At 39.1% G+C, this 18465-nt stretch carries 19 protein-coding genes; 3 read left to right on the top strand and 16 right to left on the bottom strand.

From position 1 onward, the window contains the following. Positions 1–179: 179 nt before the first annotated feature. The 3 genes from C5L21_RS02610 to C5L21_RS02600 form a co-directional block, all read right to left on the bottom strand. Positions 180–1160 carry a type I phosphomannose isomerase catalytic subunit gene (locus C5L21_RS02610; protein WP_085699592.1) on the bottom strand — a complete coding sequence of 327 codons (981 nt, stop codon included), beginning with the start codon at positions 1158–1160 and terminating at the stop codon, positions 180–182. A 128-nt stretch (positions 1161–1288) separates the two neighbouring features. Further along, positions 1289–5122: a KxYKxGKxW signal peptide domain-containing protein gene (locus C5L21_RS02605; protein WP_170167807.1), complete on the bottom strand. Its 3834-nt coding sequence runs from the start codon at positions 5120–5122 to the stop codon at positions 1289–1291. A gap of 316 nt (positions 5123–5438) precedes the next feature. Then, positions 5439–5651 carry a helix-turn-helix domain-containing protein gene (locus tag C5L21_RS02600; protein ID WP_133286006.1) on the bottom strand — a complete coding sequence of 71 codons (213 nt, stop codon included), beginning with the start codon at positions 5649–5651 and terminating at the stop codon, positions 5439–5441. Positions 5652–5804: 153 nt separating this feature from the next. On the opposite strand from C5L21_RS02600, the gene C5L21_RS02595 reads away from it, so the two are divergent. Further along, complete coding sequence (locus tag C5L21_RS02595) at positions 5805–6185, top strand: helix-turn-helix domain-containing protein (RefSeq protein ID WP_004899048.1); 381 nt, start codon at positions 5805–5807, stop codon at positions 6183–6185. Beyond that, positions 6169–6624: an ImmA/IrrE family metallo-endopeptidase gene (locus C5L21_RS02590; protein ID WP_133286005.1), complete on the top strand. Its 456-nt coding sequence runs from the start codon at positions 6169–6171 to the stop codon at positions 6622–6624. Before C5L21_RS02595 ends, C5L21_RS02590 begins: the two co-directional genes overlap by 17 nt. Positions 6625–6652: 28 nt before the next feature. Here the strand turns inward: C5L21_RS02590 and C5L21_RS02585 are convergent, their stop codons facing one another. Next, a complete protein-coding gene (locus tag C5L21_RS02585; RefSeq protein WP_085699582.1) occupies positions 6653–7390 on the bottom strand; it encodes a nitroreductase family protein in 738 nt (245 codons plus the stop codon). A gap of 124 nt (positions 7391–7514) precedes the next feature. Between C5L21_RS02585 and C5L21_RS02580 the strand changes: the two genes are divergently transcribed. Next, on the top strand, positions 7515–7997 hold the full coding sequence (locus C5L21_RS02580) for an FUSC family protein (RefSeq protein WP_004899061.1): 483 nt from the start codon (positions 7515–7517) through the stop codon (positions 7995–7997). A 48-nt stretch (positions 7998–8045) separates the two neighbouring features. On the opposite strand, the gene C5L21_RS02575 is transcribed toward C5L21_RS02580, so the two are convergent. The 12 genes from C5L21_RS02575 to C5L21_RS02520 form a co-directional block, all read right to left on the bottom strand. Further along, positions 8046–8864 carry an HAD-IIB family hydrolase gene (locus C5L21_RS02575; RefSeq protein WP_036058290.1) on the bottom strand — a complete coding sequence of 273 codons (819 nt, stop codon included), beginning with the start codon at positions 8862–8864 and terminating at the stop codon, positions 8046–8048. 189 nt (positions 8865–9053) lie between these two features. Beyond that, the gene (locus C5L21_RS02570) at positions 9054–10091 is read right to left on the bottom strand and encodes a lipid II:glycine glycyltransferase FemX (protein ID WP_133286004.1); all 1038 of its coding nucleotides are present in this window, start codon (positions 10089–10091) and stop codon (positions 9054–9056) included. A gap of 5 nt (positions 10092–10096) precedes the next feature. Further along, complete coding sequence (locus C5L21_RS02565; RefSeq protein WP_004899069.1) at positions 10097–10747, bottom strand: redox-sensing transcriptional repressor Rex; 651 nt, start codon at positions 10745–10747, stop codon at positions 10097–10099. Between the two features lie 154 nt (positions 10748–10901). Continuing rightward, positions 10902–11918, bottom strand: coding sequence for a tRNA (adenosine(37)-N6)-threonylcarbamoyltransferase complex transferase subunit TsaD (gene tsaD / locus C5L21_RS02560; protein ID WP_085699580.1), 1017 nt, complete (start codon positions 11916–11918; stop codon positions 10902–10904). A 2-nt stretch (positions 11919–11920) separates the two neighbouring features. Beyond that, complete coding sequence (gene rimI / locus C5L21_RS02555) at positions 11921–12331, bottom strand: ribosomal protein S18-alanine N-acetyltransferase (RefSeq protein WP_024047330.1); 411 nt, start codon at positions 12329–12331, stop codon at positions 11921–11923. Continuing rightward, positions 12306–12863, bottom strand: coding sequence for a ribosomal protein S18-alanine N-acetyltransferase (rimI, locus tag C5L21_RS02550; protein ID WP_004899074.1), 558 nt, complete (start codon positions 12861–12863; stop codon positions 12306–12308). Before rimI (C5L21_RS02550) ends, rimI (C5L21_RS02555) begins: the two co-directional genes overlap by 26 nt. Further along, positions 12847–13557, bottom strand: a complete 711-nt coding sequence (gene tsaB, locus C5L21_RS02545; protein WP_085699578.1) for a tRNA (adenosine(37)-N6)-threonylcarbamoyltransferase complex dimerization subunit type 1 TsaB — start codon at positions 13555–13557, stop codon at positions 12847–12849. The genes rimI (C5L21_RS02550) and tsaB overlap by 17 nt, the downstream gene beginning before the upstream one ends. Before the next feature lie 80 nt (positions 13558–13637). Beyond that, entirely contained in the window at positions 13638–14666 is a 1029-nt protein-coding gene (locus tag C5L21_RS02540) for an anti sigma factor C-terminal domain-containing protein (protein WP_004899082.1), read from the bottom strand. Then, positions 14656–15141, bottom strand: coding sequence for an RNA polymerase sigma factor (locus C5L21_RS02535; RefSeq protein WP_004899084.1), 486 nt, complete (start codon positions 15139–15141; stop codon positions 14656–14658). The genes C5L21_RS02540 and C5L21_RS02535 overlap by 11 nt, the downstream gene beginning before the upstream one ends. A gap of 108 nt (positions 15142–15249) precedes the next feature. Next, positions 15250–16965 carry a phosphoenolpyruvate--protein phosphotransferase gene (gene ptsP / locus C5L21_RS02530; RefSeq protein WP_004899085.1) on the bottom strand — a complete coding sequence of 572 codons (1716 nt, stop codon included), beginning with the start codon at positions 16963–16965 and terminating at the stop codon, positions 15250–15252. A 2-nt stretch (positions 16966–16967) separates the two neighbouring features. Beyond that, a complete protein-coding gene (locus C5L21_RS02525; protein WP_004899089.1) occupies positions 16968–17237 on the bottom strand; it encodes a phosphocarrier protein HPr in 270 nt (89 codons plus the stop codon). Positions 17238–17448: 211 nt separating this feature from the next. Next, positions 17449–18459 carry an L-threonylcarbamoyladenylate synthase gene (locus tag C5L21_RS02520; protein ID WP_004906784.1) on the bottom strand — a complete coding sequence of 337 codons (1011 nt, stop codon included), beginning with the start codon at positions 18457–18459 and terminating at the stop codon, positions 17449–17451. Positions 18460–18465 lie beyond the last annotated feature (6 nt).

Below are 18465 nucleotides of genomic sequence, written 5' to 3'. Positions count from 1 at the left end.
TTACTATACGATTATAATCGAATTACAGTGTAATGTAAACGCTTTCACAATAAATTTTATCATCTATTGTTTACATTTGATATTATACGCTAACCTGCCATCAAAGTAAACGCTTTCATTACCTTTTGCAAACTGTTATCAAAAAATTTACATTTATTTTCTGGAAACTTTACATTAAATTAATTATCTAAGTATGCTAACTCTTGTGATTGGTAGCTATTTGGCGTGACAAAACTCACCACAACCTCGCCAGAACCATCTAATGTGTATTGCTGTGTATCTTTAAACATAATGAAATTATCGCCTTTTTCGAATTGATAAGTTCCTTCTGAATCCTGTAACGTAATTTGCCCCGATATTACATTGAATAGTTCATATTGATGGTGTTGGTTAAATTGACTAGTCCCTCGCACAGACAATTTATCAATTGTAAATTTTGGAGAGGTCAATAGGCGAGTAACAACCGTACTATCTTGAATACGTACACGTTGATTTAAAATAGGGTCAACGTGTGGCACTTTTGTCACAGACAAAGCTTCAGTAATCTGCAATGGTCTTTTTTTGTGTGTAGTATGATCCACACGATCAAAATCATAAAAACGATAAGTCGTATCCGCACTTTGTTGTATTTCAAGTGCTAAAACGCCAGCCCCTAGGGCATGGAATGTGCCAGCAGGTACATAAAAAAAATCACCCTTTTTCACAGGTATTGTCCGCAATAACGCATCCCACGCTTTATTGTCGACAAATTGCTTCAGTTCTGGCATTGTTTTTGCATGATGCCCATAGAATAATTTAGCATTTGACTCTGCATCTAAAATGTACCAACTTTCTGTTTTACCAAAATTTTCAGAAGATTGTTTGTCATTTGGATGTACTTGAATGGATAAGTTATCTTGCGCGTCTAATATTTTGACTAATAACGGAAACGTTTCATTGACATGGTGCCCACCGAATAAATCTGGTTGATTATCCCAGAGTTCTTTTAACGTCTGTCCAGCATAATCTCCATTAACGATAGTCGAAACACCATTTTTGTGCGCAGCAATTACCCAAGCTTCACCAACATGGTCGGATTTCAAATCATATTTAAATTGTTTTAATCGTGTCCCGCCCCAAATTTTATCATGAAGCGCTGGTTTTAAAATCAATACAGTCATTGTTTTTCTCCTTAGTGAACCGTGATATTAGTAGACATTTTAACGATATATGTATGCGCTTTCATTCTAACACAACAAAAAAGATTGTTTCAAAATTATTTAAAAACAATCCCTTTAATGTTGTGATACTAATCTTTACGACGCTTACCCTTGAACACTGATAATAACGATACTAACCCAAGAGCCATGACCCCATGACTTAGTACACCAGAATAGCGATCTGATGTTGCCGTATGAGGTAATTTGTTATTTTTGGATTTTCTATCAGTTTCATTTTGATTCGTTTCTGTTACTCTAGTTGCACTTTGTTCGCTGGTAGCACCGTCTTGACCGTTCTTGCCAGCTAAGCCGTTCTTGCCAGCTAAGCCGTTCTTGCCGTCTTGGCCGTCCTTACCGTCTAAGCCGTTCTTACCAGCTTCGCCATTCTTGCCGTCTTGGCCATTCTTGCCAGCTTCGCCGTTCTTGCCAGCTTCACCATTCTTGCCGTCTTGGCCGTTCTTACCAGCTTCACCGTTCTTACCGTCTAAGCCGTTCTTACCAGCTTCACCATTCTTGCCGTCTTGACCGTCCTTACCGTCTAAGCCATTCTTGCCGTCTTGGCCATTCTTGCCGTCTTGGCCATTCTTGCCAGCTTCACCATTCTTGCCGTCTAAGCCATTCTTGCCGTCTTGACCGTTCTTACCGTCTAAGCCATTCTTGCCAGCTTCACCGTCCTTACCGTCTAAGCCGTTCTTACCAGCTTCGCCGTCCTTACCGTCTTGACCGTCCTTACCGTCTAAGCCATTCTTGCCGTCTTGGCCATTCTTGCCGTCTTGGCCATTCTTGCCAGCTTCACCATTCTTGCCGTCTAAGCCATTCTTGCCGTCTTGACCGTCCTTACCGTCTAAGCCGTTCTTACCAGCTTCGCCGTCCTTGCCGTCTTGACCGTCCTTACCGTCTAAGCCGTTCTTACCAGCTTCGCCGTCCTTACCGTCTAAGCCGTTCTTACCAGCTTCGCCGTCCTTACCGTCTAAGCCGTTCTTACCAGCTTCGCCGTCCTTACCGTCTAAGCCATTCTTGCCGTCTTGGCCATTCTTGCCAGCTTCACCGTTCTTACCGTCTTGGCCGTTCTTGCCGTCTTGACCGTCCTTACCGTCTAAGCCATTCTTACCGTCTTGACCGTCCTTACCGTCTAAGCCGTTCTTACCAGCTTCACCATTCTTGCCGTCTTGACCGTTCTTACCGTCTAAGCCATTCTTGCCAGCTTCACCGTTCTTGCCGTCTTGACCGTCCTTACCGTCTAAGCCGTTCTTACCAGCTTCGCCGTCCTTGCCGTCTTGACCGTCCTTACCGTCTAAGCCGTTCTTACCAGCTTCGCCGTCCTTACCGTCTAAGCCGTTCTTACCAGCTTCGCCGTCCTTACCGTCTAAGCCATTCTTACCGTCTAAACCATTCTTGCCAGCTTCGCCGTTCTTGCCGTCTTGGCCATTCTTGCCGTCTTGGCCGTTCTTACCGTCTAAGCCGTTCTTACCAGCTTCACCATTCTTGCCGTCTTGACCGTCCTTACCGTCTAAGCCATTCTTGCCGTCTTGGCCATTCTTGCCGTCTTGGCCATTCTTGCCAGCTTCACCATTCTTGCCGTCTAAGCCATTCTTGCCGTCTTGACCGTTCTTACCGTCTAAACCATTCTTGCCAGCTTCGCCGTTCTTGCCGTCTTGGCCGTCCTTACCGTCTGTAACATAAGTATAAATTACCCAGATATTCTGTTCACCGTCTGAATTTTTTACGAAACACCCCCCAGAAGCATCAGACGTACCTAAATAATGTAGCTTCTGATCATTAGAGTCTTTTATATTTCCAACCGCTTGGTCTAATGTTTGCGGTATATTGTAAATTGTAGACTCGTTCTTTGAATTGTAGCTAATAAAGTTTCCATTTTTATCATAAAAAGATTGTCCAGATTTTCCAGTCAATTTTGTTGAAGGTAACAACTCAACACCATTAATATTTTTCAATACATAGTGTACATTAGCTTTCTTAATCTGGGGTTCGTAAGCCACGGTAATCTCACGTAATTGATTAGGTTCAGTTGCAGTAACTATTTGTTTTGTTGTGTTGAAATTTTCATTAGTTGATTGCTTATCTGTTGTTCCTACTACTTTATATCCAGATATTTTTTTATTCTTGATAGCAGGAAAACTGTTGCTATCCAACTGTTTCCAACCATTTGTGCCAGTTATGGTTTCACTAATAACATCTTTACCATTAATATCTTTAGTTACTTTCTTGACAACAGTAGGATTGCCCACTTTATCAGTTCCAATCTCACCAGTTGTCGTCCAATGTTCAACATAGTCGGTTCCATCTTCTCTAACTCGTGTTAAAGTAATAAACTTTTTATTATTACTATCATTAGTTTCGTAACTATCAGCCAACTTATTTCCCGAGGTATCTACATAGTTTATTCTTTCGTTGATTGATTTTATGGGTATTTGTGTATATGAAATGGTATTTTTATGATAAGCAACTGTGGGTTTCTGAACAAAAGCTAGTTTATCAGAATTAAGAATATGAATATCGTGCCACCAACGTGCATCGTTACGCATAGCTACAGAACCAAAATATAATGTAGGTCTATCAGATGTGAAATCAGTAAATGATACACCTTCTTGTATAGCATAAATTTCAGGATCATCATCTTCACCGCTAGGCGATTGAAATTCAGAACTAGTATTAGCGTAAGCTAACCCATTTTTTACATTAGTCTTAGAACCAGTAGAGCTAATATTAGTCAAACCTATAGTAGAACCCGCGGAAATAACAGCAGTTTGTGCATCATACGTTTGAGCATATTCTTTACGATTAATTGACCAATTATCCCATGGTTCTGCTGGATTTAACTTGGCTGGACCATCATAATTCGTAGAACTTAATGAACCACTCAAGAAATATACTTTTGGTTCACCATTTTTACCAGTCATTTTTGAAATTGGTACAATTTCCTCCGTTCCTGAATACGTCATCCAAAATGTTGTAGCCCAATTCAAATTGTTCATACGAACATTCTGAATCAGATTGCTAGATATTTCCACTGATGGCAAACCCGGTTTCTTGTAATCGGTTTCATCATTAAAGTTTCCATTTTGAAGTTGAAAATCGTGAAAAGACTGATGAAAATCTACATTAATTTGTTTTGTTTTTATATTACCTAAACCATCTTGGCCGTCTGCAATACTAAGTGTAGCAGCATTCGTCCAACTTTTAGTAATGGTAGATCCAATTAATTGAGAACCGGTGTATTTCCAAACAGTATCACTTTGTGGTGTGATACTGTCACCCGTAGTTGGTTGCATATCATTTATAATGGGTTGCCCAGTTTTATTGTCAACATCCCATGTTTTTTTATCTGCCAAAATATAAACCTTAGTTGGCTCTAATTTAGTTTTCTGTGCTGTCTTAGCATCTGGTTGACTATTATCTTGCTTTGTTCTACTTGTATCTAACGTTAAGGCCTGTTTATTCCCCGAGGTTGCAATTTGTGTTTTCCCATCTTTATTGCTTTTTTTATTGGTATCTAAGGCTTTCTGGTATGCTTGTTCATCCTGTTGTGCATTATTTAAATTACCAACTTGCTTTTTATAATCTTCAGTATCTGAATCTTGGGTAGATTGTAATTGTAAACTACTATCAGCAGAGTTAGTCCCTTGAATACTTGTGATATTTGATGCTTTACTATTTTCTCGAACATCAACATTGGCCTTTTTAGCATCTTTTATACTTTGATCAAGATCGGCACTTGATACTGATTTATCCAGAGTCTTAGATTTTGGTGAGCTTTCAATACTTTGTTTATCTGCCACGGTATTATCCGTGCTAGCGGAGACAGAAACAGTAGTTGCTCCCATAACAGCAGCAACAATTGATGCTGTTACCCAAATTTTCCCTGATTTGTATAATTTATAATGTTCTTTTTTATTTTCCATTTTTCCCCCACGAAGTGTCATGACATTAATGTACCTACTGAATATTTATAGATTACTATCAAATAATTTTTTCATGTATAAGCTTTTAATATCCCCCTTTAATCATAGCTAGCGTTTATATTACCATCTTAATTTTTTCAAATCATTGTATTTTTTAGCCATTAATATCAAAAAAAGGGATTTCTATTTTTTAAACATTATCACGTCACAATGTGTTCCTTTAAAACATGGTATCTTGTTATACGGTTATACGAATAATCGTATTTTTTTCAAATAAAAAAAGCGGTTAACCGCTTTTGTATTACTTTAGTAAACATTAAATCGAAAAAATATCCCCGATAGCCATTTCTAGCCCATCCGCTATCTTTTTGGCTGTTGGTGGTGATGGAAATTTTTTGGTATTTAGATATTCAACCATCAGCGAGTAATTAACGCTTATTCGTTTTGAAAATCCAGCAATTGTCTCACCTTGGATGGCTATCTTTTCTTTGACCTGTTCCGGATTTTTAAATTTCAATGTTAATGCCACAATATTGCCCCTTTTTTAATTATTACTATGTTGTTATTATACAGTCGCTGTATCACATCGTCAAACGTTTTTTCAGTTATTTGTTTTATATTTGTTTATTGTTTGCTTTATAGTTGTACATAATACATTCCAACAAGGAAAACAATTGATAATATGATATCTAAAGAAATTTTCGGTTTAGAAATTAAAAGAATACGCGAGCAAAAGCATTTTACTGTTCGTCAAACAGCACTCCAAGGGCACATATCACCTGCCTACCTATCTCAAATTGAGAATGGTAATAAAAATATACCTAAGGTTGAAACACTCTATAAAATTGCTAAAGGTCTAAGAATTTCTGAGAACGAAATTTTAGATATAGCAGGTATCACTACCCATGAAAATGATAAAACTGATCGTTACACAATTGACTTAGGTGAACAACTTGATAACGATAAACTGCTATTATCTTTTGAAGGTAAAGAGCTATCACCAGAATATCGACAAGCTATTCTATCTATTTTAAAAACATTACCTGATGCTAAAAAAGACTGAGCAGCGACCTTCATTTAAAAGTGATGCGATTCAAGAATATTTTGAGCGTATTATTTACCAAAATAAATTAACTATACTTCACCTTCACGGTTCAGCCTATGATCCTGATGTGGTGAATTTAAATAAGCGTGTGATTATTATTAATTGCAATTATGAAACGCACTTTAGTTATGATTTTCGTGTTGCACATGAAATAGCACACCTTTTGCATCAACTTTCTTCATCAAACTATCACCGCAATTATTTTACGAAAGTAACAATTGAAAAAAGGGCACATATAGATGCAATCCAATTACTCTTAGATTTTTATTTTGCTGATTTGACATCACAAAAGTGGCGTTGGGACAACCGCTTCAATTTTATTAATACCTTTGGTTTAGGTCCATTGACGCACTTAGTGGAACGTTTATTAACACCAATCAAAAAAGTATGTGAGTAAATTAAAAACACACATACTTTTTTAGTTACTATAATTTAAAACCTTTACGCGTTGGATAATTTGATAAAGGTTCCATATCTCGGTCCCTAGTCAATAATTTCGTGTTATTTTTAAACCACGAGCTATCAACCCCACGATCAGCATAATAGGCCTTCATTGTGTTGTCATAAGCCATAACTGTTTTTTCTAAAGTGGCTTGATCATAACCGTCTTTCATAAGTACACCTGACAGAGGAAGCTTTGGTTTAATGCCAGGTTCTTGATCTGGATAGCCTAAGGAAAATCCCATAACAGCCTTAACAAATTTTGGTAATTTCAAGCGCGCTTCGTATAATTCAAAAGACCCCAACGCACCGGCCATGGTCACGCTTCCCAAACCTAGTGATTCAGCAGCAACTTGAGCACGTCCTAAGGCAATACCAGCTGAAACAATTGCCCCCTCCAACATAGGGTAACTGGCTAACCGTTCTTCTGCCAGTTGACGCACCTCTGGCGTCAAGCCAATTAAGTCCTTATTAAAATCAATTGCCACAACAAAATAGCGCGCAGCACTTTCAATATATTTCATGCCAACCTGCGTTGTAATTTCTGCTTTGAATGCTTGATCGGTAATTTCAATAAAAGTCACTGGTTGAAAGTTATTGATATTTGGTCCAGCAATAGCCGCACTGAAAATCGTTTCAACGATATCATCTGATATAGGCTTGTCGGTATAGGCACGAATAGATTTATGATTCTTGAGTAAATCAATTACAGGATTTGTCATTGTTTTTATATAATTATGTATACACGCTCGAGCGCGAACATAATCATTATTCCTCCATTATTATAATAAATAGATTTTACCATGTTTTTATGATAAGATAATAAGAATATTAGTGGAGGCGACTATGCAATTCGGAAAATTCCGTATCGGGTTACGCACACTAAAGACAGCAATGGCCGTTATGCTCATTATTACCGCCTTCTATTTCTTCAAGCGCCCACCATTTGTTGCCGCATTGGCATCAGTATTTGCGCTAAGAGAAAGTTGGGATAAAACATTAAGCTTTGCTAAGATCCGTCTCATTTCAAACATGGTCGGCGGGTTACTAGCCTTAGTCTATTTTATGGTTCATACGTCTACGTCTCATGCAGTATGGGTGTCAATGATTTTCTTACCTTTTTTAGTTGTTGTAGCCATTGTTTTCTTAGACGGTTTTAACTATAATAGCGGTGTCATTGGTGCACTAGCGGCACTATTAATGATTTCACTAAACATTCCAAGTGGGGCAACTGTGCTTTATGTCATTGATCGTATTGCTGATACATTTATTGGTGTCTTTGTAGCCATTGCTGTTAATCGATTTGCGTCCCCCGATCCAAAAAAATAAGGCTTGACGCCTTATTTTTTTTGCTAACCATTAACTTTTTTTGACTAATTATATACCTAGAAAATGTTCTATTGTTTCCAATACGCCATCATTGACATTGGTATTTAAAGCCTTGTTTTGAACTGCGGTTAGCATGAATGAATTGGCATTTGGCATGACAAAACTATTAGGATACTTTTGAAGCATCTCTAGATCGTTCCCATTATCACCAAAAGTCATTACTTCACTGTCTAACACATCATAATAATCCTGCAACACCTGCAAACCGGCAGCCTTATCTACACCTTTACCCAACACATCCACCGAACCAAATCCCGAACCGGTTGCATGAAGTTCACTACCAAATATTTCTCGTAATTCAGCAACATGTTGTTGCACTTCATCATTCGGCCAAACAAACGTAATTTCTAAAATATGGTCATCAACCTCCATAAGCTTTTCAACTTGTTTAACATTAGGATAAAATTGAAATACCATCTCAGCTACTGGCCCCGTAGCATGATTAGAAACATATGTTGCCCGATCACCAGTCATAATAATAATATTTTCCGCTGATTCTGGGTTTTTAGCATTCCAAGCAATCACTTTTGATAGCTGTGCTGGTGATAAATGCACAGCGTATAGCTGTTCTTGACTCGTCGCGACCATAGCCCCATTTGAACCAACAAAGTCAATTTCGTAACCTTTACCAATTGTTGGTTCAAATAGTTCTTGTAAGTTTTTAACTTGTCGCCCAGAAGCCGCGACAAAACGCATGTCGCGCGCTTTCATATTATCCAAAATACGCTCAAAACGACCTTGGCTATATTCGTCATTAGCTGTTAAAAACGTGCCATCCATATCAGAGGCAATCATCCTAATGTTCACTGGTCTCCCACCTTTTAAAAAATGTTAATGCGTAATCTATTACGCCATATTAAACTTGTTAATGAATAAAAATCTATGCGAAGCCAAACAAAATTGTATCAGAAAGTAGTGATACAGTATTGTTCAATTTAACATAGATAACTCATTAATTATAACATATTAATTTTAAAAACCGCCTTTTGGCGGTTTTTAACTAAATTGCTCAAGATACATCTGATATGCACTATCATCAAGAACCCAATCAAGCTCACCAATATATTCAGCATGCGGATCATGATAGGCAAAGCCATGTTTAAATTTATATAGCCCATCTGTTGGCACAAAGTCCCCCACACCACCAAAATCGTAGGCTACTTTACCCAGGGCCAAGCCCCATTGTAACATATGCCACTGCACTGCATAAGGCCCATAATGCTTGGCATAACGACGATCAGATCCAGCATACATATACCAAATTTCGTCCCCATAACTAAAGCCAATGCCACTAGCAACAACATGGCCCTCAAAGTGAGCTAAGAATATCTTAAATAGTCCTGTCCCTTGCCATAGTTTTTGCATACGCAAGAAATAATCAATTGGACGATGTGTAATACTTTGAGCTGTAGCCATCATCACATAGGTCTCAAAGAATGCCCGGACATCGGCTTCGCTATCACCAGAAGTTACTGTCACACCATCCTTGGCTGCACGTCTAATTTGATTACGATAATCACGCTTAAAATGCAACATCAGGTCATCTTCATTGGTAATTGGTTTAGCGCCTTCACCACGACCATCGTAATATAAGACAACGTTCTTTCGTGGTTGTATATTGCCATGCATGTGCGTAATATCGCGATTACGAGTGACAAAACCTGCGTTTTGATAAGCTGTATTACGTGCTGGTGTGTAAGGCACTTCAGGGTCCATCCGAATTAAAAATACATTATCTGGTAAAGCTGTCAAAGCTTCCTCAATCATAGACTTTATCAAATCAATATCGTCGATGTCCGCAATCGGCCCGCGACCAGCATAGCCTAGTAACTTGCCAGTAACAGCTTCAACCGTTAAGACTGACAAAACTGCATCAATACGGCCATTAGTCTCATGGTAAACGTAGACATGACCCCAATTAGATTTTAATTCACCCCAAAGCGGATCCTGTGTTACCTGCCCTCTTGGATCACGACGAACAAATTCTTGGTAGGCGGTAACTTTCTCTGCATCATTTAAATCTAAAATAGCCATCTGAATTATAACCCTGTCGTAATTGAACCATAGTTATCAATAAAATAAACCAATGTTTGCAATTCATTTGTTAAATCAACGTTCTGCACACGCACATTATTTGGTACAGTCACACGCAGTGGTGTAAAGTTCAAAATACCTTTAATCCCTGCTTCAACAAGCTTATCAGTAATCTCTTGTGCGACACCTTGTGGAACAGTTAAAATAGCAATATTAATGCGCTGTGCTGTAATCTGTTCTGTTAACTCACTCATGGCATAGATAGGCACACCAGCCATAATCGTTCCAGCTCGAGTTTCATCAACGTCAAAGGCAGCGGAAATACGCATATTTGAAGATTGATGGAAGTTAAAGTTTAGGAGCGCTTGTCCAAGATTACCAGCGCCAATCAAAGCAACATTAATTAAGCTGTCTTGATCTAAAACATTAGCAAAAAAATCTAATAGTGCTTTCACATCATAACCATAACCACGCTTACCAAGTGCACCAAAATAAGAAAAATCACGACGTATTGTTGCCGCATCAAATTTAATAGCATCACTAAGTTCTGCTGATGAAATGCGATCAGTCCCCGCATCGTGTAAAAATGTTAAGTAACGGAAGTATATCGGCAATCTTTTTGCCGTAGCACGTGGAATTTTTGGTTGTTGAGTCATAGTTTCTCCAATTCATTTAAGTCACCATCTGAACGTGGTCACTTTCTATTTAATATTAAAGCACACTCTATGTTCACCTTGTGAACTTTTGCATAACTATTATATCACATAAATAGGCTTTTCAAAAAAAGATAGTGATTCATTCACAAAGTGACTATTTATTTAATAATTCAAAATCTAAGCCAGGGTTAGTATTAAGATCTAATCCAGCAAAAATATGTTGTTTAAAGTTCCAATAACCAGCAGCACCTATCATCGCCGCATTATCGCCTGTGTATTCTCGTGGCACTGGAATAAAGGTTGTCTTGGGGAATTGTGATAATAATATGTCTAACTCATCACGTAGCTGCGTATTGGCCGCTACACCGCCAGCCAAAACAAAACTTTTAACGTCATAATCCTTCAAGGCTTTTCTGGTACGACCAATCAATGCATCAACGACAGCATTTTGAAAACTTGTCGCCAAATTGTTATGATCGATTGTTTCACCCTTTTGTTCAGCATGATGAACATAGTTAATAACTGCACTTTTTAAGCCGGAAAAACTAAAATCATAGTTATCTTCATGTGCCATAGCAGTTGGAAATTTAATGGTTGCTTGTCCCCTATGCGCCATTTCGTCAATTGTTTTACCTGCTGGATAAGGGAGTTTGAGTAATCGACCAACTTTATCAAAACTTTCACCTGCCGCATCATCACGAGTCTCACCTAAGACAGCGAAATTATTTTCTGATGTCATCAATACAAGCTCAGTATGGCCACCGGAAACCATCAATGCTAACGCTGGATAAATAATTGGGACATTGAAATTAGCAGCGGCAATATGACCCGCCAAGTGATTAACCGGTATGATTGGCAAATCATGTGCCAGAGCGAAAGTTTTGGCTCCCATCAGCCCAACTAGTAATGAGCCAACCAATCCTGGGCCATAAGTCACAGCTACACCATCTAAATCTTCAGGCCTAACTTGTGCTGCATCTAGTGCATCATCTAAGACACGCGTAATCCATTCAATATGATGGCGACTAGCAACTTCTGGCACAATCCCGCCGAAGCGTTGATGGGAATTAATTTGTGTGGCTACCGCATTACTAAGTACAATATGACCATCTTCAACAATCGCTACACTAGTTTCGTCAGCACTTGATTCAAAAGCTATAATTTTTGTCACGGTTAGATGTTCCTTTCCATCATGATTGCTGCATGGCCGTTTTTATAATATTTTTCACGGCGAAAATAAGCCTGAAAACCATTTTTTTCGTATAATTGAATGGCTGAAATATTGGTTTCATCAACTTCTAATAGAAATCGTTTGACTTTTGGCTGCTTAAGGATTTGATTTAACAACTGCTGTGCTATACCTCGCCGTTGATAATCAGGATGAACGGCCAAACTGCCAATTTCGATTTCATCAATTATCTGCGTCACACCAATAAATCCAGCATTTGCAATAAAATACCTGCTTCGCGGGCTAGATAATTCATGCTCAAAAACAGCCATCGGCCAAGGCGACGGCACAAATGCTGCTTCGGCAATATTAAAAATCAACCGTGCATCTTCAGTTTTGGCTTGTCTTATTATCAATCTCTCTTACCATCGAAATCGCATCTTCATGATCACCTAAATAGTAGCCTTTTTTAATCCCAACATTTTTAAATCCTAGTCGTTGATATAGGGCTATTGCTCTAACATTTGATGATCTAGCCTCCAAGGATACTGTGTGTATACCAATATTTTTAGAGAAGTTAGCGATATCTTCAATCAGCAAGCGTCCTAACCCATTACCTTGCCAGACCGGTACGACGGCAATATTTGTAATATGCATGTCATATATTTCACGTTGATAAGCCGCACCAGCAAAACCGATGACCTGGTTATGACGCTCAATAACTAAATACAGTCGGATATGTGGTCGTGATAGTTCACTTAAAAAATCTCTCAATAACCAAGGCGCCTGACCAGCATAAACAGCTTCTTCAATGTTCACTAGCGTATCAATATCTTCAACAGTTGCACGCCGTATCAAAAAACTATAACCCTGACTGTCAATAGCACGCTTTTGATATTGTGGGATTGTTAAAGGTAATTTACCTTGACGATTAAACTTCAAAAACATAATTTTCAGGCTTATCCTCATTTGGGTGGGCAGCTAACCAATTTAATTCTGCTTGCGTGCGACGCAGATAATTTGGATTAAAATCCGCTACCCTCTTAGCTGGTAATGTCCTGTTTCCAAGCGACACAATACCCTGCCCATCTGGCAAACTCTCATCAGGTGACAAAATTTGCGCTCGAGAATCAAAGTGTTCAACAATTGCTGTGCCAAACACATCAGTATCACCAATAAAAAGCAATGGTTCTGGTCGAGACGCCAACCAATCAAATAAACTTTTTACTGGCCGGTGCGCATCCGGCAATACATTATTTCCCATCGCGTACACCCCAGTAAACACGTTGTCATTACGTGCGTTGAATAATGGGATGGTTAGCCCATCAAATGTTTGTTGTTCAGCCAAAATAGCTAAGCTAGATACCCCAATTAACTCACACTTAATTGTATCGGCTAATACTTTAGCGACAGTCACGCCAATACGTAATCCTGTAAAAGAACCAGGCCCTTGTGCAACAATGATTCGATCAATTGTCGATAATGTCCAACCCTGTTCTGCAATTGTTTGCTGAATCGCTGGTAGTAGCTGAATAGAATGGTTACGTGCTTCGTTGGTTGAAAAAACACGAATAACCTGATTATCTTCCGCCAAACTCACGGTTAGTGGTTGGTTACTTGTATCAAATGCTAAAATCTTCATAATCTATATTCTACCACAAAAAAACCGCCAAACGACGGTCTTGAACTGTTATACTGATTTCAAACAAATACAATCACCATTTATTTAATTGGCGACTGGTATGGCATGATAGGTGTGGTTATACCGACATTACTTGCATAAGTATAAGGTAATTGGTCTAACTTCGCAAGATTTTCTGTACGTCCAGTGACGATAACCCCAGCAAACTCAGCCGTTTTAAGCGATGGTGCAAGTTGCTTTTCCGCATCTTTAGCAATATCAATATGATCAACATTTTTTCTGTTAATTTGACTTTTTAAAGCCTTCTTCAGACCTTGATAATCATTATATTTCGTTTTATCAGGTAGCCCAGCAAATTGATCGTTCAATTTCCCGCTGCCGTCATCTTTTGCATTCAAACCAACATAACAACCAACATGACTTGACGTATCAAGTGCAGCAGAATGGAAACCAAGCCAATAATAGTTAATCATAATATTGTGTGGCATCATCTTTAAAATATCTTCGTATCTGTATCGCTTATCAAACGTGATAGCCACTTCGCCTAGTGTGTTGGGTAATGCTTGTAGGGTTTTCGCTTCATGTGTCGGTGTAATCGGTGACATCAACTTGTCTTTGTTCTTTTGGCTACCATACCAATTTGGGTAGGCCCGATTGAAAAATATCGGTTCTTTTTGCCCTGTTTTAGGGTTTGCTGCCATAATGTTAATGTTTTTAATGGTATCGTTCTTATAGATATTAGAGGATGTTTCACTGCTACTCTCTGGTCCACTCAGATTGAGTATCACTTTTTTTTCAGGATAAGCAACGCGATAACCATCAATATTCTTTTGACGATCACTAGATAATGTTGCACGCGTCATTGCCGTAAGCCTATAACGTTGCGATGTTGACCTAATATTTGGTGAATAAATAAGATCAGCAATATTAAATTGATTAATCTGCTTTTCAGCTTGAACGTCCATCTGTTTTCCTAAAATAATGGTTGTTGCCATAACCGCAACAAAACCAATAGTTACTGTAACGATGCTTGAAATAACTGCTGTTATGAGTAGTTTTTTACGCTTTTCTTTTTTTATTATTCGCTCAAAATTTTGGTTATCGTTCATTTTGTGCCCTTTCTATTGTCTGCCTCAGTTGCTGTCTTGTGCGATATAAATCAACTTTTATTTTTGAATCACTCGCATTATATATTGTGGCAATATCACGAATACTGTGGCGACTGTCATAATAAAGTAATATCAACGATTTTTGATAGTCATCTAACTTGTCTAGTGCCTGTTGCAAAAGCTCATTTTTAGTCATGCTTGGCGCAATTTCAGAATATTGTGCATACTGTGCTAGTAAAATATCGCGATACTTTTTTTGCCGACGATATAAATCGTAAAAACGTGATAAAGCAACACGATATAGCCACGGTCTTAATTTCTCAGGCGGTAACATGATGTCGGCTTGAATCAACCTGACAAAGACATCTTGTATAATGTCTTCTGCATCTTGTCTTTGAATCCGATGATTAATCAAAAAACCGGTGAGCTCATGTGCTATGTCAAGTAAAAGCTGTTCATAGTAATCTATTTTCATCTCCCCCGCCTTTCTATAGATATAACGAATCAAAAACAAAATGGTTACACAAAAAAACAAGTATTCCTCAATATGAGTCATACTTGCATTTAAAAAAAATTTAACTATTTATTTTGTTGCTGCTTCAACTAATGCAATTACTTCATCATTCGTTTCAGCATCCAAAGCCTTTTCAGCCAATAATTTCATGTCAGCTGTATTTAACTTTTTCATTAATGAACGTGTCTGCAAAACAGAAGGGGCACTCATTGAGAATTCATCCAAGCCCATGCCCATCAAAACTGGGACGGCAACTGGATCACCAGCCATTTCGCCACACATAGCGACGAACTTGCCTTCTTTATGAGCTGCCTCAATCACGTTATTGATTAGGCGCAAAATTGAAGGGTTGTAGGGTTGGTACAAATAAGCAACCTTATCATTACCACGATCTGCAGCCATTGTGTAACCGATCAAATCGTTTGTGCCAATTGAGAAGAAATCAAGTTCTTTAGCAAACTTGTCAGCCAAAACAGCAGCAGCTGGTATTTCAATCATAATACCCAACTTGACTTCGCCCATTGCAACGCCGTCATTTTCCAACTTAGCACGTTCTTCTAAGTAAAGTTTCTTAGCAGCACGGAATTCAGCCAATGTGGCAATCATCGGGAACATAATCCACAAATTACCATAGGCAGATGCTCGCAATAACGCGCGTAGTTGTGTACGGAAAATTTCAGTCTGGTCCAAAGAAATACGGATAGCACGGTAACCCAAGAATGGGTTCTCTTCATCAGGTAGCTTCCAGTAACTTAAGTGCTTGTCGCCACCAATATCCATCGTTCTCACTGTCACAGGCTTACCGGCCATTTTTTCGACAACAGCCTTATAAGCTTCAAATTGTTCGTCTTCGGTTGGTAAGTGATCTGATTCCATATATAGGAACTCAGTACGATACAAACCAACGCCTTCTGAACCATTTTCCAAAACAGCAGCCATATCTTTTGGTGAACCAATATTGGCCCCAACTACGAAAGTCTTGCCATCCGCACTCACCGACTGTTGATCTTTTAACAAAGCCCATTCAGCACGTTGTGCTGAATAGTCTGCTGCCTTTTGTTGGTAAGTTGCCAAAGTATCAGCATCTGGATCAACGATAACATCACCAGTTAAGCCGTCGACGATTACTGTGACGCCATCTGTTACTTCTTGCGTTGCAACATCTGACCCAACAACAGCAGGAATTTCGAGCGTACGTGCCATGATAGAAGCATGCGCAGTACGACCACCTAGATCCGTTAAAATACCCTTAACAAATTGTCGATCAAGTTGTGCTGTATCAGATGGTGTCAGGTCTTTAGAAACCAAAACAACTTCTTCATCAATCAACGCTGGATTTGGTAATGTTACTTGCAACAAATGTGACAGAATTCGTTTCGTGACGTCACGAATATCTGCCGCACGTTCTTGCATATAAGCATTGTCAGTCATTGCTTCAAACATGCTAATATACATGTCTGTTACTTCTTTAACTGCTTCTTCAGCATTGACCTTATCGTCAGCAATCTTTTGCTTAAACGCACCTGACATTTCAGGGTCAGACAAAACCATCAAATGTGCTTCAAAAACTTGTGCTTCATCAGCACCTAAGTTTTTTTCAGCTTTACGCTTAATAATTTCAACATCAGCACTGGCAGCCTTCAAAGCATCGTCGACACGAGCCTGTTCAGCTGTCACATCAGTAATTGTTGTCTTTGTAAAAGACAAATCTGGATCAACTAACAAATAGGCCTTAGCAATTGCTACGCCATTACTTGCCGCGATTCCTTTGAAGTTCTTAGCCATTGTTATTCTGCAAGTCCTTCTGTTCCCATTGCTTCAACGATAGCAGCCATTGCAGCTTCTTCATCATCGCCTTCAGTTTTGATAGTAACATCGGCACCTTGACCAACACCAAGTGACATCACACCCATGATTGACTTCAAGTTAACATCCTTACCTTGATATGACAATGTAACATCTGAAGTGAACTTTGAGGCAGCTTGTACCAACAAAGTTGCTGGACGTGCATGAATTCCTGTTTCTGCTATGATATGAAAGTCTTTTGATTGTGCCATGATTAATTTCTCCTTTTTAGCTGTGAATCAGCTTCTGCTATTAGTGTATCAAAGCGCTTACAAAATATCAAGTAAAATGTTGGCTTAATCCCTGATATATCAGGGAATTAAGCTGAAAATGCCTATCTGGCGGGCTTTTAAATGTAAACGTTTACACAAACAGAACATCCTTTTTCTGTAAATAAAAAAAACAGCACGAAGCCGTTTTTGATTAGCCTTGATATTCTTGGTTTCCCGAGGCTTTCCCTAAGCGATTATTGAAAGCTTTGCCCAGACCAATTGGTGGCATCTTTTCAACATAGATAGTCTTGACATGTGCCACATCATCATAATATCTTAAACCAGCAAAAAGTTGTTCTGTTGCATTTTCTAACGTCGTGCCTAATGACCAAGTTTGTGCTAATGGTAGTGCCATGCGTTGCAACGTTTCTTCTTGCGCCATCACAACGTCAGTCGGTGCTAAACTTACTTTCAAAGCCAGCGCGTCTAATCTATCAAACATAACCACTTGCTTATCAGGCGCATAATGCCTATATTTCATACCTGGCGCTTTTGGTGTGACATCATCAGCAACTGACATCGTACTTGTCGCATCAAGCACATGAATACCTAAGACATCTTCTAGTTGCTGCTGTGTGACAGCACCAGGTCTTAGAATAGTCGGCACATCTGCCGCCATATCAACCACTGTTGACTCAACGCCAACTTGTGTTGGCCCATCATCAACAATGGCCGCAATTTTACCTTGCATATCGTGCCAAACATGCTGTGCTGTTGTTGGCGAAGGTTTGCCTGATGTATTCGCACTTGGGCCGACAATTGGTACGCCTGCTTCGCGAATAATCGCACGTGTCGTTTCATTATCTGGCAAACGAAAGGCAGCAGTGTCTAACCCACCAGTCACCATCATAGATACTTGTCCTGGTTTAATGGGTAGAATAATGGTTAGGGAACCTGGCCAAAAGGCATCTATTAATGCTTTCGCTGCTTCAGATACGCTCACAAAATTTGTTAACTGCTCAGCATCTGCCACAGTCATAATCAACGGATTATCGGCCGGCCGCCCTTTAGCCACAAATACTTTTTGGACTGCTTCTTCATGTGTTGCGTCAGCACCTAAACCATACACTGTTTCTGTTGGAAATGCGACAACTTCACCAGCTTTGAGTAAGACGCCAGCGCGCTGAATATCTTGATTTGTTAAACGTTCTGTATTCATCATTTATTA

It is taken from the genome of Leuconostoc citreum (assembly GCF_004354555.1).
Classification (GTDB): Bacteria; Bacillota; Bacilli; order Lactobacillales; family Lactobacillaceae; genus Leuconostoc; species Leuconostoc citreum.
This window is presented reverse-complemented; position numbering and strand designations above follow the sequence as displayed.

Excerpts from the sequence above, each read along its gene's own strand:
- C5L21_RS02520 (WP_004906784.1), bottom strand. The coding sequence starts at position 18,459 with ATGATGAATACAGAACGTTTAACAAATCAAGATATTCAGCGCGCTGGC.
- C5L21_RS02585 (WP_085699582.1), bottom strand. The coding sequence starts at position 7,390 with ATGACAAATCCTGTAATTGATTTACTCAAGAATCATAAATCTATTCGT.
- tsaB (WP_085699578.1), bottom strand. The coding sequence starts at position 13,557 with ATGAAGATTTTAGCATTTGATACAAGTAACCAACCACTAACCGTGAGT.
- C5L21_RS02525 (WP_004899089.1), bottom strand. The coding sequence starts at position 17,237 with ATGGCACAATCAAAAGACTTTCATATCATAGCAGAAACAGGAATTCAT.
- C5L21_RS02580 (WP_004899061.1), top strand. The coding sequence starts at position 7,515 with ATGCAATTCGGAAAATTCCGTATCGGGTTACGCACACTAAAGACAGCA.
- C5L21_RS02590 (WP_133286005.1), top strand. The coding sequence starts at position 6,169 with ATGCTAAAAAAGACTGAGCAGCGACCTTCATTTAAAAGTGATGCGATT.
- C5L21_RS02570 (WP_133286004.1), bottom strand. The coding sequence starts at position 10,091 with ATGGCTATTTTAGATTTAAATGATGCAGAGAAAGTTACCGCCTACCAA.
- C5L21_RS02605 (WP_170167807.1), bottom strand. The coding sequence starts at position 5,122 with ATGGAAAATAAAAAAGAACATTATAAATTATACAAATCAGGGAAAATT.
- C5L21_RS02535 (WP_004899084.1), bottom strand. The coding sequence starts at position 15,141 with ATGAAAATAGATTACTATGAACAGCTTTTACTTGACATAGCACATGAG.
- ptsP (WP_004899085.1), bottom strand. The coding sequence starts at position 16,965 with ATGGCTAAGAACTTCAAAGGAATCGCGGCAAGTAATGGCGTAGCAATT.
- C5L21_RS02565 (WP_004899069.1), bottom strand. The coding sequence starts at position 10,747 with ATGACTCAACAACCAAAAATTCCACGTGCTACGGCAAAAAGATTGCCG.
- rimI (WP_004899074.1), bottom strand. The coding sequence starts at position 12,863 with ATGTTTTTGAAGTTTAATCGTCAAGGTAAATTACCTTTAACAATCCCA.
- C5L21_RS02610 (WP_085699592.1), bottom strand. The coding sequence starts at position 1,160 with ATGACTGTATTGATTTTAAAACCAGCGCTTCATGATAAAATTTGGGGC.
- C5L21_RS02540 (WP_004899082.1), bottom strand. The coding sequence starts at position 14,666 with ATGAACGATAACCAAAATTTTGAGCGAATAATAAAAAAAGAAAAGCGT.
- C5L21_RS02595 (WP_004899048.1), top strand. The coding sequence starts at position 5,805 with ATGATATCTAAAGAAATTTTCGGTTTAGAAATTAAAAGAATACGCGAG.